Source organism: Stenotrophomonas sp. 14P6.2.3 (genome assembly GCF_057799055.1).
The window spans coordinates 80286-94700 of record NZ_JBYOLA010000004.1 but is presented as its reverse complement, the minus strand read 5'-3'; the positions used below and the strand labels follow the sequence as shown (position 1 = coordinate 94700).

Annotated in this window: 15 protein-coding genes; 9 read left to right on the top strand and 6 right to left on the bottom strand. The window is 63.4% G+C overall.

Translation table 11 applies throughout. The features are described 5' to 3' along the window. Positions 1-65 precede the first annotated feature (65 nt). A complete protein-coding gene (locus AC27VL_RS05435) occupies positions 66-905 on the top strand; it encodes an oxidoreductase (protein ID WP_488765748.1) in 840 nt (279 codons plus the stop codon). A 93-nt stretch (positions 906-998) separates the two neighbouring features. Here AC27VL_RS05435 and AC27VL_RS05430 read toward each other — a convergent pair whose 3' ends face one another. Beyond that, entirely contained in the window at positions 999-2768 is a 1770-nt protein-coding gene (locus AC27VL_RS05430) for an oleate hydratase (protein WP_488765747.1), read from the bottom strand. 93 nt (positions 2769-2861) lie between these two features. Beyond that, positions 2862-3386: a GNAT family N-acetyltransferase gene (locus AC27VL_RS05425; RefSeq protein ID WP_488765746.1), complete on the bottom strand. Its 525-nt coding sequence runs from the start codon at positions 3384-3386 to the stop codon at positions 2862-2864. A gap of 312 nt (positions 3387-3698) precedes the next feature. On the opposite strand from AC27VL_RS05425, the gene AC27VL_RS05420 reads away from it, so the two are divergent. The 3 genes from AC27VL_RS05420 to AC27VL_RS05410 are packed head-to-tail and all read left to right on the top strand — an operon-like array spanning position 3699 to position 4940. Next, positions 3699-4154, top strand: a complete 456-nt coding sequence (locus AC27VL_RS05420; RefSeq protein WP_191078929.1) for an SRPBCC family protein — start codon at positions 3699-3701, stop codon at positions 4152-4154. Positions 4155-4164: 10 nt separating this feature from the next. Beyond that, entirely contained in the window at positions 4165-4479 is a 315-nt protein-coding gene (locus AC27VL_RS05415; RefSeq protein WP_100436164.1) for an ArsR/SmtB family transcription factor, read from the top strand. Positions 4480-4481: 2 nt separating this feature from the next. After that, the gene (locus tag AC27VL_RS05410) at positions 4482-4940 is read left to right on the top strand and encodes an SRPBCC family protein (RefSeq protein ID WP_488765744.1); all 459 of its coding nucleotides are present in this window, start codon (positions 4482-4484) and stop codon (positions 4938-4940) included. 43 nt (positions 4941-4983) lie between these two features. Here the strand turns inward: AC27VL_RS05410 and AC27VL_RS05405 are convergent, their stop codons facing one another. Then, complete coding sequence (locus tag AC27VL_RS05405) at positions 4984-5655, bottom strand: hypothetical protein (protein ID WP_488765743.1); 672 nt, start codon at positions 5653-5655, stop codon at positions 4984-4986. 175 nt (positions 5656-5830) lie between these two features. Here AC27VL_RS05405 and AC27VL_RS05400 point away from each other — a divergent pair, with 175 nt between their 5' ends. Continuing rightward, entirely contained in the window at positions 5831-6598 is a 768-nt protein-coding gene (locus AC27VL_RS05400) for a COG4705 family protein (RefSeq protein ID WP_191078926.1), read from the top strand. On the opposite strand, the gene AC27VL_RS05395 is transcribed toward AC27VL_RS05400, so the two are convergent. Then, a complete protein-coding gene (locus tag AC27VL_RS05395) occupies positions 6595-7377 on the bottom strand; it encodes a 3-hydroxybutyrate dehydrogenase (protein WP_191078925.1) in 783 nt (260 codons plus the stop codon). The two genes, AC27VL_RS05400 and AC27VL_RS05395, sit on opposite strands and share 4 nt — an antisense overlap. Positions 7378-7597: 220 nt before the next feature. Between AC27VL_RS05395 and AC27VL_RS05390 the strand changes: the two genes are divergently transcribed. Beyond that, positions 7598-7936: a hypothetical protein gene (locus AC27VL_RS05390; protein WP_191078924.1), complete on the top strand. Its 339-nt coding sequence runs from the start codon at positions 7598-7600 to the stop codon at positions 7934-7936. Between the two features lie 17 nt (positions 7937-7953). Continuing rightward, positions 7954-11139, top strand: a complete 3186-nt coding sequence (locus tag AC27VL_RS05385; RefSeq protein ID WP_488765742.1) for a zeta toxin family protein — start codon at positions 7954-7956, stop codon at positions 11137-11139. Between the two features lie 70 nt (positions 11140-11209). Here the strand turns inward: AC27VL_RS05385 and AC27VL_RS05380 are convergent, their stop codons facing one another. Together AC27VL_RS05380 and AC27VL_RS05375 are read right to left on the bottom strand one after the other, a co-directional pair. After that, positions 11210-11947: a hypothetical protein gene (locus tag AC27VL_RS05380; RefSeq protein WP_488765741.1), complete on the bottom strand. Its 738-nt coding sequence runs from the start codon at positions 11945-11947 to the stop codon at positions 11210-11212. A 99-nt stretch (positions 11948-12046) separates the two neighbouring features. Further along, positions 12047-12886 (bottom strand): type 1 glutamine amidotransferase domain-containing protein, encoded by an 840-nt coding sequence (locus AC27VL_RS05375; protein ID WP_488765740.1) that lies wholly within the window; start codon positions 12884-12886, stop codon positions 12047-12049. 96 nt (positions 12887-12982) lie between these two features. Between AC27VL_RS05375 and AC27VL_RS05370 the strand changes: the two genes are divergently transcribed. Together AC27VL_RS05370 and AC27VL_RS05365 are read left to right on the top strand one after the other, a co-directional pair. Beyond that, positions 12983-13900 (top strand): LysR family transcriptional regulator, encoded by a 918-nt coding sequence (locus AC27VL_RS05370; RefSeq protein ID WP_488765738.1) that lies wholly within the window; start codon positions 12983-12985, stop codon positions 13898-13900. Positions 13901-14092: 192 nt separating this feature from the next. Further along, positions 14093-14356 carry a GIY-YIG nuclease family protein gene (locus AC27VL_RS05365; RefSeq protein WP_488765736.1) on the top strand — a complete coding sequence of 88 codons (264 nt, stop codon included), beginning with the start codon at positions 14093-14095 and terminating at the stop codon, positions 14354-14356. The last annotated feature ends 59 nt before the right edge of the window (positions 14357-14415 follow it).

Here is a 14415-nt window from a genome sequence, read left to right as displayed (position 1 = left end):
CTTAGGCCTGGGCCGCCCCGCACTCAACCACTAACGTGCAAGACCCCAGCCACGAGCCCTTGTCCATGACCGTATCCCGCCTCCTCCTCATCACCGGCGTCAGCAGCGGCTTCGGCCGCGCCCTCGCACAGCAAGCGATGCTGGCCGGCCATCGCGTGGTCGGCACCGTGCGCAGCGAAACCGCCCGTCAGGATTTCGAAGCCCTCGCCCCCGGTCGCGCGTTCGGCCGCCTGCTGGACGTCACCGACGACGCCGCCATCGATGCACTGGTGATCGCCATCGAAGCCGACATCGGCGCCATCGACGTGCTGGTCAACAACGCCGGCTACGGCCACGAGGGCATCCTCGAAGAATCCACGCTGGACGAGCTGCGCCATCAGTTCGAAGTGAACGTGTTCGGCCCCGCCGCGCTGATCAAGGCCGTGCTGCCGCACATGCGCGCGCGCCGCCGCGGCCACATCCTCAGCATCACCTCCATGGGCGGCTTCATCACCCTGCCCGGCATCGCCTGGTACTGCGGCAGCAAGTTCGCGCTGGAAGGCATCAGCGAGGTGCTGGGCAAGGAAGTCGCGTCGTTCGGCATCCACGTGACCGCTATCGCGCCGGGTTCGTTCCGCACCGATTGGGCCGGTCGTTCGATGGTAAGGGCCTCGCGCAGCATCGGCGACTACGACGCGCTGTTCGACCCGATCCGCCGCGCACGCGAGGAAAAGAGTGGCCATCAGCTGGGCGACCCGATCAAGGCCGCGCAGGCCATGCTGCAGGTGATCGACACCCCAAACCCACCGACGCACCTGCTTCTGGGCAGCGATGCCCTGCAACTGGTACGCGGCAAGCTGGCTGCCATGGCAGAGCGCATCGATACCTGGGAAAGCCTCAGCCTATCCACCGACGGCGGGCTGTAAGTACAGGCGGTAGCGCCGGGCCATGCCCGGCGAGCGAAGCGGCGCCAAAAGAAACCGCCGGGCATGGCCCGGCGCTACCTACACCGCGCTCGCTCAGTCGTCCTGCACCAGCTTGAACTCACGCAGAAGCCCGCCGATCTGGGTCTTGTCCAGCTTGTTCATCAGCAGGTTGCGCAGGAACGCCGGCCCTGGAATGTCCAGTTCCTTGCCATCGCGCAAGCGGCCGGTGGCCGCCAGCAGCGTGCGCACGTCGTAGGTGGAATTGAACACCTCCGGCACGCCACGCTCGATGCCCAGCAGGGTGTACACCGCTTCCATCGGCGTACGCACCGAATACTCGGTGGTGAAGATGCAATCGCGCTGCTTCGATTCGGCAAACTGGCCGATGAAGGCGAAGTTCACCGCGCCTTCCGGCACTACGTCCGGCCGGTCACCGGCCTGGCGCGGCATGAAGAACGCGGTGATGTACGGCATCATCACCGGCACCGTCTTCGCCCCGGTCGCCGCCAGCTCGTCGATCTCTTCCACCGGCACGCCCAGGTGGTACAGCCACTCGCGGGTGATCTCCTCGCCCGTGCAATCCTGCATCGGCTTGTTCACGTAATCGCCGGGCGTATCCACGAACAGCGAATACACCCACACCACGATCTGGTCCTTCGGCTGGTTCTTGAAGTGCGGCTGGCGGTTCACCGTCCAGCTCATCAGCCAGCGCGAATCGCGCACGCTCACGATGCCGCCGGTCACCACCCTGCCACTGAACGGATCGCGCTTGGCGATCTTCTCAATGTACGCCGGAATGCGCGCGTCCAACGTGGTCACCGTCGCCGATTCCCATTTGGTTTCCGGTATATGCGCGCCGAACACATCCGGGCGCCCGAACGCCGCGTCCTTGGCCGCGATGCGTCGCCACAGGTCCCACGCCGGTGCCGGGCCTTCATTCAAGCGCGCAGCGGTGTGGTGGTCACCGTTGTCGGAATTCTCGGTGAGCGAACCGATCGTCATGAACACCAGATCGTCCGCGCCCAGATCCACGCCATCGGCCTGGCCATCCCGCGTCCAGTGGATGCGCGTGGCCTGCTTGCGCCCTTCCTGCAGCGCGAATTCCACGTCGGTCACCTCGGTGCCGTACTGGAACTGCACGCCGCGCTCCTGCAGCCACTTCACCAACGGCAGCACCAGCGATTCGTACTGGTTGTACTTGGTGAACTTCAGCGCGGAGAAGTCCGGCAGCCCGCCGATATGGTGGATGAAGCGATGCAGGTACAGCTTCATCTCCAGCGCCGAGTGCCATTCCTCGAACGCGAACATCGTGCGCCAGTAAAGCCAGAAATTGCTGTCCAGGAAATCGCGGCCCAGCACCTCGTTGATGCGCTTGTTTTCCATCTCCTGGCGGGTGGCCAGGAACAGCGCGATGATGTCCTTCTGTGCCTGCTCGCTCAGGGTGAACAGGCCATCGGTATGCGCGTCCTCGCCCCGGTTGACGGTGGCGCGCTGCAGCGAATAGTTCGGGTCATCCTTGTTCAGCCAGTAGAACTCATCCAGCACACTGGCATCGTCGATCTCCAGCGACGGAATCGAGCGGAACAGATCCCACAGGCACTCGAAGTGATCTTCCATCTCGCGGCCGCCGCGGATCACGAAACCCTTCTCCGGTACCTTCAGGCCATCCAGCGCGCCACCGGCAATCTGCTGCTGCTCCAGAATGGTGATGCGCTCGCCTGGCATGCGCCCATCGCGCACCAGGAACGCTGCACCGGCCAGCGAGGCCAGGCCCGAACCCACGAACCACGCCGTCTTGTTGTCCACGCCCGCCGGTTTGCGCGGGCGTGCGAAGGCCTCGTAGTTGCCACTGCTGTAGTACATGCGCGTCTCCTTCCTGGATGGGTATGCCCACTCTAGCGCTGAACCGATGTACCGCATCCTGCAGAGAGACTGCGACGCAGTGACGCAGCTACCTCACAGGTGGCGACCCAGCACCTGTCCCGGCCAGCCATCCACGTTGAAGGTCGACAGCCGTTCGTAACCGCACGATTCGTAGAAGCGCACCAGCTCACCATTGCCACCGCCATAGCAATCCACGCGCAGGTAATCCAAGCCCGCCGCGCGCGCCTGCTCGTCGGCGAATGTCATCAAGCGACGGCCGATACCACGCACCCGCGCATCGCGCGAAGCAATCAGCACGCGCACGTACAACTCGGGTTCGGTCGCCGCAGGCACATACGGCATGGCCTCGCCCAGCGCCAGGAATGCACGCACCTCGCCCTGCGCGGTTTCCGCCACCCACGCGCCGGGCAGCGCGCAGGTATCGGTCACCTGGGTGATGCGGCGTGGAATGGACGACCACGCCTCGGTGCCCCACTGCTGCGGATTGCCGATGGCCACGAACCACGCAATCACCTCATCGAACAAACCCAGCACCGCAGGCGCATCGGCCACACTCGCGCGACGGATCGTCAGCGCCTCTTTTCCTGCATCAGTCACGCGTAGTGCTCCCTTCATTCAACGAACCCGAACGACTGCAATCACCCAGCTCCGCCCAGAATGCCGCCGCGCAGCCGCCATCACCACGGCCAACAGTCCATTGCGCGCTGCTAACCGGTAGTGCCGGCCGCTGGCCGGCAGCTGCAATGCCCCCCCTGGCTGCCGGCCAACGGCCGGCACTACCACAGCGAAAATCCATGGCGCCGCATCCACCGGCCCAGGCTCCACGGCGGCGGAGTTGACATGCAGGCATTTACCTGCCTATTGTGATCCCACGGACGGCACCCCGCCGCCCACCGTGGAGCCGCAGTCATGGTGGATATCGCACACAGAGTCGGCATCAACGCCCCATCGGCCCAGGTCTACCAGGCCCTGGCTACCCCCGAAGGCATCGCCGCCTGGTGGGCCGAAGACACCACCGGCGACCGCCACCCCGGCGGTACCGTCACCGCCCGCTTCACCGCCAACGGCCAGGAAATCGGCGCCATGCAGATGAAGCTGCTGCAACTGCAGCCCAACGAGCTGGTGCTGTGGGAATTCATCGATGGCCCACCGGAATGGATCGGCACCACCGCGCGTTTCGCCCTGCACCAGGACGGCGACTACTGCATCGTGCTGTTCACCCACGAAGGCTGGAAAGAACGCGTGGAATTCATGCACCACTGCAGCACCAAATGGGCCATCTTCCTGATGAGCCTGAAATCCCTGCTGGAAACCGGGCGCGGTCAGCCCAGCCCGCACGACGTCAAGATCGACAACTGGAACTGAAGCCCCCCCCATGGATGCAGACAAGGTGTTCAAGGCACTGGCCGACCCCACGCGCCGCACGCTGCTGGACCTGCTGTGCGAGCGCAACGGGCAGACGCTCGGGCAGCTCTGCGAGCACCTGCAGATGGCCCGGCAATCGGTCACCCAGCACCTGGGGCTGCTGGAAGACGCCAACCTGATCAGCACCGTCAGGCGTGGCCGCGAGAAGCTGCACTTCATCAACCCGGTGCCGCTGCACGACGTCTATACGCGCTGGGTAAGCAAGTTCGAGCAGCAGCGCCTGAGCCTGCTGCATGACCTCAAACAGGAACTGGAAGGAGAATGACGATGAGCACTGAATCCACCCGTTTCATCCACGTGATCTATATTGCCTCCACGCCGCAGAAGGTGTTCGAAGCCATCACCCGGCCGGAGATTGCCCGCACTTACTGGGGCCATGAAAACGTATCGGACTGGAAGCCCGGTTCGCGCTGGCAGCACGTGCGCGCCAATGACGAACGCAAGGTTGAATTGGTAGGCGACGTGGTGGAAAACACCCCACCCTCGCGGCTGGTGATCACCTGGGCGGCCGCCTCGCAGGCGGACAACCCGAAGGCCTACAGCCGGGTGACGTTCGAGATCGTGCCATATGAGGACATGGTCAAGCTGACGGTGACCCATGACGAGCTGGAACCGGGCAGCGGCATGGATACCGGCATCCGTCAGGGCTGGCCGATCGTGCTGTCGAGCCTGAAGTCGCTGCTGGAAACCGGTAAGGGACTGGATGTGTTTGCGAAGCCGAGTTGAGCGAGCAAATACGTTCCTTCCGTTGGTGATTCGCCCGCCACGCCTACTGAGGCGCTTTGGCCACAACGCGTTTGACACCCAACTGATCAAGAGTCCTATCCAATCCACGGCTGTAGCCAACCACGTTCTTCTGGTACGCCCCCATCAGATCCGACATTTTCTCTTTGTTCTGACGACTATCTTCAAGGTGATCAATTAAATCAACCTCCAGAACTTTCGCGCTTTCCTTGTTGAAGACCATCCTGCTTATCGTAGCGCGCCGTATTGAGTACTCGATAGCGTCCGCATGATCCTTGAAGTTATAGCTTTCGGCATCGGCCGCTAGCACATTCGACTCAGGCGCCCCACTGAGATCAACCAGCTTCTTTGCTGCACCAGTCCCAAAGTACCGCTCAGTCTTAAAGTAATGGGCAATCAACTTCTGATTCCATTGGCGATTGAACTCCATGTAATCCAGCCAAGGGCCCTCTTTCACTTCCTCCCATCCCTTTTCGTCCGTCGCCCATTGCAGCTGCTTCAAGGCCAAGTAGCCTTCATTGAGGAGAACTACCGTTTCCTGGAAGGTAAGCTGGGCGCCTTCAGCGAACCTTTCAGCTTCGCTCTTCTCTGATATGTACGATTGCAGCATCAGACCGCCCCCCAGAGTCAGGACAGAGCTGAGTACGGAAGAGACAACTGCAACAATTATGCTGGACCTTAGCGATACGTCGGACATCCTTGACTCCTGAAGCGGTGATTCTGTGCGGATGAATCGCTTACACGATTGCCTATGATATCGGCTGGCCGGCGTCTGAACGCCAACCCACGCTCACCCTCGCCGAACCCAGTTCCGACCGTACTCTGACGCCGCCCCGCACAGCATCGCCCACAGGCATCCGTGGCGACGTTCGATGAGCGCCTCAGACACAGGTTCCCTGCACAGCAAAGTGGCGGCGGTCACCCTCGGCTTCTGGGTGATGAAGATCGCCGCCACCACCCTGGGCGAGACCGCCGGCGACCTGCTGTCGATGACGCTCAACCTGGGCTATGTGGCCAGTTCGGCCATCCTGCTGACCATCTTCGCCGGCCTGCTGGCCCTGCAGCTGTCGGCACGGCACTTCCACCCGCTGCTGTTCTGGTCGGTAGTGCTGGCCACCAGCACCGCCGGCACCACCCTATCCGACCTGATCGACCGCACGCTGGGGTTGGGCTACGCCACTGGCGCCAGCCTGCTGGCCGGCTGCCTGGCGCTCGTGCTGCTGGCCTGGCGGCTGTCGGAAAAATCGATCTCGGTCAGCAACATTGAATCGCGCCGCGCCGAAGGCTTCTACTGGACCGCCGTGCTGTTCTCCAACACCCTCGGCACCGCACTGGGTGATTTCCTCGCCGATGATTCCGGGCTGGGCTTCACCGGCGGCGCGCTGTTGATCGGTAGCCTCATCGCCCTTACCGCGTTGGCCAGCCGCATCAAGGGCATCAACCAGGTGGTGCTGTTCTGGATCGCCTTCGTGCTCACGCGTCCGTTCGGAGCGACCTTCGGCGACCTGCTGACCAAGCCGATGGAAAAAGGTGGCCTTGGCTTCGGCACGGTGGGCTCATCGCTGGTGTTGTTCTCCATCCTGGTAACGCTGGTGGCGCTGCCGATGCTGCAACGTAAGGCTCAGCCGGCCAGCAGCTAGCGGGCCGTCCAGCCTCCATCCACCGGCAGCGCTGTACCCGTGATCTGCGCCGCAGCATCCGAGGCCAGGAACACCACCATTTCTCCCAGCTGCTCGGGCGTCACAAACTGCAACGAAGGCTGCTTTTCAGCCAGCAGCGCGCGAGCAGCGGACTCCTGATCCGTTCCCTCGCGCTCCGCCAATGCGGTGATCTGCTGCTCGACCAGCGCCGTTCGCACCCACCCCGGGCAGATGGCATTGGCGGTGATGCCCGTACCCGCGTTCTCCAGCGCCGTTACCTTGGTGAATCCAACCACGCCGTGCTTCGCCGCCACATAGGCCGACTTGTTCACTGACCCAACCAGCCCATGCACTGACGCGATATTGATGATGCGACCGGCTCCCTGCTGCTTCATGTAAGGCAAGGCCGCCGCAGTTGAGTGGAACACCGCCGAGAGATTCAGCGCGAGGATCGCATCCCACTTCGCTACGGGAAACTCCTCAATCGACGCGGTGTGCTGGATGCCCGCGTTATTCACCAGGATGTCGATACGCCCCATTGTCGCAACGGCGCGGGCGATCATGTCCCGCACCGCCTCACCACGGGAAAGGTCGGCGCCATCATGCGCCACCCGTACACCGAACTCTGCTTCCAGGCCGGAGCGGATGCGTTCGATCTCCTGCGCATCGCCAAATCCATTCAACACGATGTCGGCGCCTTGCCGCGCCAGCGCAGTGGCAATGCCAAGACCGATACCGCTGGTGGAGCCGGTAACTACCGCGACTTTTCCATTGAACATGGGCGAGCTTCCATCGGGCGTAGGCAGCCAGTGTAGCTTCAGTAGATACACGCCATGCGTGGATGCTCTCCTTCAACGCGGTCTTACCCCAATGAGCCGGTTCCGGGGCCAAGATGGCTCAGACAACGCGGCTGACCCGATGTCGCAAAAGACATTGGACCCGCCAAGCCATGTGCGGGTACTCTCAAATCTGCATGGATCTGACGAAAAGGTGAAAGTCATGACGCTGCCCTCCCCGCCCGTTCCGACCAAGCTCAGGGAAATGTTCAAGGATTATCCGGGGCATATCGAACAGTTGCAGGAGGCTCTGAATTCGGTAGAGGACAGAAGGATTAAGTCCACCCCTCCCTTTGAGGCCGCAGCCTGGGCTTTGGAAGACAAGCTTGATGGGTTCATCCGCGAAGCTCGCATTGAGCTCGCCGATGCCGAGGCAACTAACGATCCGCAGGTCATTGCCCGAGCAAAGGAAAAAGAACAGCTGATGTTCACCGCCTCCTTCAAGCGCCATTGGTTGGGAGATGAATCGCTTCACGCGTTTTTTGAGACCGCTGAGAAATGAGCGCTCCGGACAGCCGCTTGGATCATGAAACTCATGCTCGGCTGCTTCGAGAGAAGGTGATCCCCAAAGGTGGCGTGAATGAAACCAGCTCTCAGGTTCACCCCAAGGCGGTCGTTCTAGCTGGCCAGCCGGGAGCCGGCAAGAGCAAAGTGAGCGGGGCGCTTCTTCGCGAATTCGACGGAGATGTGGTGCTAGTGGACCCCGACGAACTGCGTAGGACGCACTCCGACTTTGTAGGCCTAAGTCAAAAACATCCTTACACATGGGCTGGTCATACCCACGAAGACGCTAGCCAATGGGCTAAAGAGCTGCGTTCGGTAGCAGTAGAAGGTCGTAGGAATCTCATCCTCGATACCACGCTCGGCAACGGTGATAGTGCGGTCACACTTATCAAGGACCTTCAGGCCAAAGGCTACGACGTAGAGATTCGAGGCGTCGTCGCACATCGACTGGAAAGTGAACTTGGCGTGGATGCCCGCTTTGCGGACTCTCTGGATAGCGTTGGCTTCGGCCGCTACGTCCCCGAAGACGTGCGCAAACACGTCTACGAAGCCTTGCCCGGCAATCTGGACAAGGTCCAGGCCGAGACCGGCATCCAGATCCGGCTCTACGGACGCGAAGGCGCTCAGGTCTACGACAGCCATAGCGATACCCGCCTACCGGGCGCAGCACTGGTAGCCGAACGCGAAGCTCGACTGAAAGACCCTCGAATCACCCAATCATTGCGCGATGGCTGGCGCGCACAAGGGCGCTGGCACGCCGAGCTTGCGGACACCCTGCCCTACAACGACAAGGTCAGTCCGCCCACAGCGGCAGCCGTTTTCGATGAGCGCGCGGCACTCAAGGTTGTTGAAGCCAATGCGTCCAACATTCGCCAAGCGCAAACCATTGACCACACCATCCGTGTGCGTCCAAACATGGTGCGAGGCGCCGTGATCGGCGGCGCAGCAGCGACCGTCGTTGAAGCCGCCACGGAAGGGACAAAGATTGCCGACCTGTACGCGCGCGACAACCGCACAGGCGCGGAAGCCGCAATATTGGACTTCGGCGCACGCAGTGTCGGCGCTTGGACCGGCGCACCCGTGGGCGCCAAGGCCGGCACACTGTTGGGCATCGAGTCGGCCCCCGGAGCGATTGTCACCGGCATCATCGGTGCCGGGTTAGGCGCCTGGGGCAGCAGCGAGATCGTCGAATGGATCGAGAAATACCAGATCAACAACCAAGCCGACAGCACCCGCAGGGTCTGGACGTTTGATCCCGAGCATCCCGAAAAGGGCTGGACGCACAGCGAGAGGGAAATCTTAGGCACCGTCGGCACCCTGGCGGATCGCCCGATCTATGGCGCGACCACGCTGCTGACAGCCGATGCCGAACTGACCCAGCAACTGAACTACAAAGCCTCAAGCTTGGCCGTTGCCCTGCGGATGCGGGAGCCTGATCAACCGATCAATCCTTTCAGCATTGCCGGCGACGTCACCGACACACCCAGCGCACTGCCACGCTCCTGGGAGCGCAATCCGGAAACCGGAGAATGGCGGCGTGAAGTCGTCCATCAGCTCCTTGAGCACGGCATCAAGAACACTACGGTGGAAGTGGCCGATGCCGCCAAGGCGGCCCATCTCGATGAGACCGCTCAAGGCATCATGGCCTTCAACGCTGCTCGTAGTTCTGCCGCCTTCGCCAAGCAGTACGAGCAGGTATATGCCACGCAGGGCTGGTCCCAGCATGGAGAGATTCCCGAGGAAGTGGTCTGGGCCCGAAACCATCCCGATCACGTCCTGGCGTCAGATGGACGCACTTATCAGCGCCAGAACGACGGCGAATGGCTGCATGACGGCTGGATCTACGATTCGCTGGCCGAGGGCAATATCCGCGACGAGTTGAACGACACCTACCCGCAGATCCGGGCGATCCAGCAGCAGGAGGCTCCCACACCCGGCTCCCATGAGCGACGTATCGAGGCCCTGACCGCAAACGAGCGCGACGCCTACGAACAGGCCACGCAGGAAGCCAACCGGCTGGGCGTCGCTGCTCCCCAGGCGCAGCAACTGGCCGCAGCAGCGATAGCCGAGGTGCGCGGCGAGCACGCCGACGAGCGACTGACGCCGCAGGCTGTAATCGATGCGCACGCCGAGGAGCGAGCTGCACCGGCGCCCAGCGCACCGCCTCTGGTGCAGGAGCATCGCACTCCTGTGCCTGCAGCACCGACGCCCCCGAAGCGCGCCGAACCGGTACAGGAGCCGGCGCGCCCGGAAGCGCCACGATCCGAGCCAACCGCGGCTAAAGTGCCCCCAACACAAGAAGATTCGAGCGAGCAGAAAGCGCGTGCGGATGCAGACTCCCCTGCGCACCAGACGCCCTCTCCACCCGCGTCATCACCTGGCATTCCCCCGGCTGAGCAATCTCGCGCCCAGCCCGAAGCGATTGCGCTGTCTGCTTCCGGCATTGAGCGCCACGCTTCCACGCAGGCTCCCATTGCAACGGACACCCCCTCCCCGGTCCCGTCGATCCAGACCGAAGTGGTCGACGCCGCGCCAATAATTGCTCGCCTCCACGAAGCCGAAGCAAAGCCGGCGCCGATCCAGCCGGAGCCAGAAATTCCGGCCAGCCTCACAGCAGTCGAGCCGGCTGCGGCTCCGCTGACAACAGACTCCGCGCCCAAGGTCTCGGAGCACGCGCGTCCTTACACGCCACCGCCAGTGGAGGCGCCGGCAGCTCCACCCTCAAGCGCAACGGCCTCACAAGAGTCCCAAGCACCGCCCGCCCCCCTGCTGCCTACCCAGCCCGAACATCCCGATCACGCCCTCTACCAACAGGTCCGCGAAGGCGTCGCCGCGCTGGACGTCAAGCACGGTCGCACCTACGACGAAGCCAGCGAGCGCATGACCGCGAGCCTGCTGGTACTTGCCAAAGACAACGACCTGCAACGCGTCGACCACGTACTGCTGAGCAACGCCACCGCAGACAAGCCCGCCGGTCACACCCTGTTCGTGGTCCAGGGCGAGCCCAGCGACCCGGCACACCAGCGCGCCGCAATGCCGACCGAGCTGGCCGCGCAGACATCCGTTGAGGAATCAATGCAGCAATTCGACGCAGTCAGCCGCGAAGCGCAGCAGCGCGCTATCGCCAACCAGCTTGAGCAGCAGCTGGAAGATCAGCGCGTGCAGCACGATATCCAGATCCGCGCCGCCAGCGTGGGCTGAGCGAACCTACTGCCTAGCGCTGCCTCAGTAGATCCACGCCATGCGTGGATGGCTCTCCCTCAACGCCCCATCACTTCCAATGATCCGGCCCCAGGAATGGCAGGCTCAACACAAACACCGGCACTGCCACAGGCACCAACGCAGCCCCCAGCACCTTCCCAGCCGCCGTCGCCACACCCGGCTTGTCCATATCGTCCGGCCGAATCCTCTCAGCCCGCGCGGTAATCGACTGCTCCAGCTTCGCCTTCGCCGCCAGCGCAGCAGCGTCCGGCAACGTCACCCGCTCGCCATCACTCTCGAACAGCGCGCTGTAATAGCTGCCGCCCTGCCTGGAAAGATTGCAGTCCGGGTTGGCCGCCAGCTCGTAACGGGTCCGGGCTTCAAGAATGTACGGCCGGCGCGTCAATCCATCGATGGCCTTGGCCACCCGCGCGCTGATCTCCAACCGCTCCAGCTTGAACTGCGCCGCCTGTTCCGGCGTCACCTGCTCCGGTCGCAGCAGCAGCGCGTAGCTGCCATGCACCTTGGTCCTGTCGGCCGGCACGCGCCAGTCCTCACGGAAATACAGCTGCGCGCAGACCACGGCCTCGCGCAGCGGGCTGTCCATCAGGGCGCGGTAATCACGGAACGGCGCGGCCTCGAAGCGCATCGGCTCGTCATAGACCGGCAGCAGATACAGCTTGCCGTCGTCGGCCACGAACGCGCCGGTGATCTCGCGATTGGAATGGTGGTAGTCCGGCCCGCTGGCGCAGCCAGACAGCAGGGTCAAGCACAGGACGGAGAGAATGAAGAGGACGGACGTACGCATGTCGTGGTGATTGGCTTCCCTGGAAAACCGGCCCCGCCCAAAAGGAGCGAAGCCAGTCCACCATGGTGCCACGGCGAAGCATTCGATGAAAAAACCGACTTACTTCAACCGCTCCACCAACCGCTGCCCCACCTCCAGCGCCGACGCCGGGTTCTGCCCGGTAATCAGCTCACGGTCCACCACCACATGCCCGGTCCACGGCGTAGTGTTGCTGCTGAACCGCGCCCCCGCCCGCTGCAACGCGGTCTGCGGGTAGAACTTCATCTCACCGCCGCCCAGCAGCGGCTTGGCCTGCTCTTCTTCCTGGTTGCTGATCACCGTCATCTGGTAGCCGCTGTAGATCCACATCGGCGTTGCCGGCGTCGCACCCGCTTCCAGCTTCGCCACGAAACCACCCGCATCCGGCAGCGTGGACAGCAGCGCGATCGGCCCGTGGCAGACCAGCGCGGTGGTCTTGTTGCGCTGGTGGAAGTCGGCCAGCAGCCGGCCCAGCGCCGGGCTCTTCAGCAGATCCTGCATCGGCGCGTGGCCACCGGGAATGTAGACCGCATCGAAACGCGCGTAGCCCTGCTGCTCGACGCGCGCCAGGCTGACCACCGGCGAGGCGGTCGGCGAGGTCAACGCCAGTTTCTCCAGCAGCTCCTTGTGCAGCGTCAGCTGCGCGGCATCGTTACCGAAGTACGCCGGCGTCACCGAGGACGCATCCACCGTCGGCGCCTGCCCCTGCGGCGTGGCGAAGGTCACCTCGTGGCCCGCGTCCAGCAACAGCTTGACCGGCTGCATCAGCTCGTTGAGATAGAAGCCGGTGGACAGCACCTTGCCGTCCTTCAGGTCCAGGTGGTTTTCGTCGGACAGCACCACCAGCACGTTGGCGGCATGCGCGCTGGTTGCGGCCAGGGTCAGGGCCAGCGCTGCGGCCAGCCGGGTCATCAGGTTCATGGGGAGCTCCTATTGGGGAATGGCCGCCACTTTATTCATCGCCCCTGCGGCGATAAATTGGCCCCATTGCAAAACATCTGTTCGCCGGAGAGCTAAATGAGCCGCAAGTTCGACTACCTGGGCGATGTGGAGGTGTTCCTGGCGGTGGTCGAGCACGGCTCGTTCACGGCCGGCGCGGTGGCGCTGTCCACCACGCCCTCGGTGCTGAGCCGCGCGGTCACCCGGCTGGAAGCGCGGCTGGGCCGGCAGCTGCTGCAGCGGACCACCCGCCGCGTGGGCCTGACCGACGCCGGGCGGCTCTATCGGGAACAGGTGCGCACCGCCTTCGGCCTGCTGGACGACGCCGAGCGCGACGTACTGGCCCAGGACGGCGCGCTGGCCGGCCGCGTGCGCCTGAGCGTGCCCACCACCTATGGCCACTACCGGCTGCCGCCCGTGCTGGCGCGCTTTGCGCAGCAGTACCCGCAGGTGCAGGTGGAACTGAACATCACCAACCGCAACGTGGATCTGGTGGCCGAAGGCTTCGACCTGGCCATCCGCCTGGGCCAGCTGCCGGACAGCGGGCTGGTGGCGCGCAAGCTGGAAGACGCACCGCTGCTGTTGGTGGCCGCGCCGGACTACCTGCAGCGTCGCGGTACGCCGCAGACGCTGGACGACCTGCAGCAGCACCTGTGCCTGCCGTTTGTGATGCCGCGCACTGGACGGCTGGCGTCGTGGATCTTCCGAGACGGCGGGCGCGACGTGGACTGGCTGCCGCGTTCGTCCATCGAGACCTCCGACGATGTGCTGGGCGTGGTGTCGCTGGCCGATCAGGGCATCGGCATCTGCCAGAGCTATGAGTTCATCGTGCGCGAGCGGCTGCAGCGTGGGCAGTTGGTGGAAGTGCTGCCGCAACTGCGGGGGCGCTCAAGGCCGTTCTCGGTGATCTATGCGCCGCATCGGCGGCAGTCGGCGGCGGCGCGGGCGATGATTGAGTTGCTGGTGGGGAATGCGGCTGAGGACGAAATTGGTTGAGAACGCTTTGGACGTGCGTGCGATCGGTGTAGGCATGGCACAGCTATACAGGGGCGCTCAGAGCAGAACGAGTACGAGCAAAAGCTCTCGCGAGCAGACAGTGGCGCGGCGTACGGCATTGTCGTCAGTGAAAAAGATCTACTCCGCCACCGACGCGGACAGCAGTCGCCTCTACGTGAGCAAGGCATCCGAATGCTGAAGGCACGTGGGGGCGCTGGTGCGTCTATGCGGCAAACAGCCCCGTGGGGCAACGTGGCATTGCGTAAAGATCTTGACCTTCAGGCCATGGATGAGCGCCGCAATTCTTCGCGATTTGCCATCATCAAGATCGCCAATTTGTCTGCCACTGAAGACGACATTTGCCAACGGGAAGGCCATTTGAAGACCGTACTGCCTTCCCGCGAGTTCGGCTACAACAGCAGTGGAAGGGTGACCGTGAGCCGACAAATCGGTTGATGCTGGATCCGGATGATGAAAAGTCTCGTTGGTTTCAGCTCAGGCCCTCCGGCTCGTGA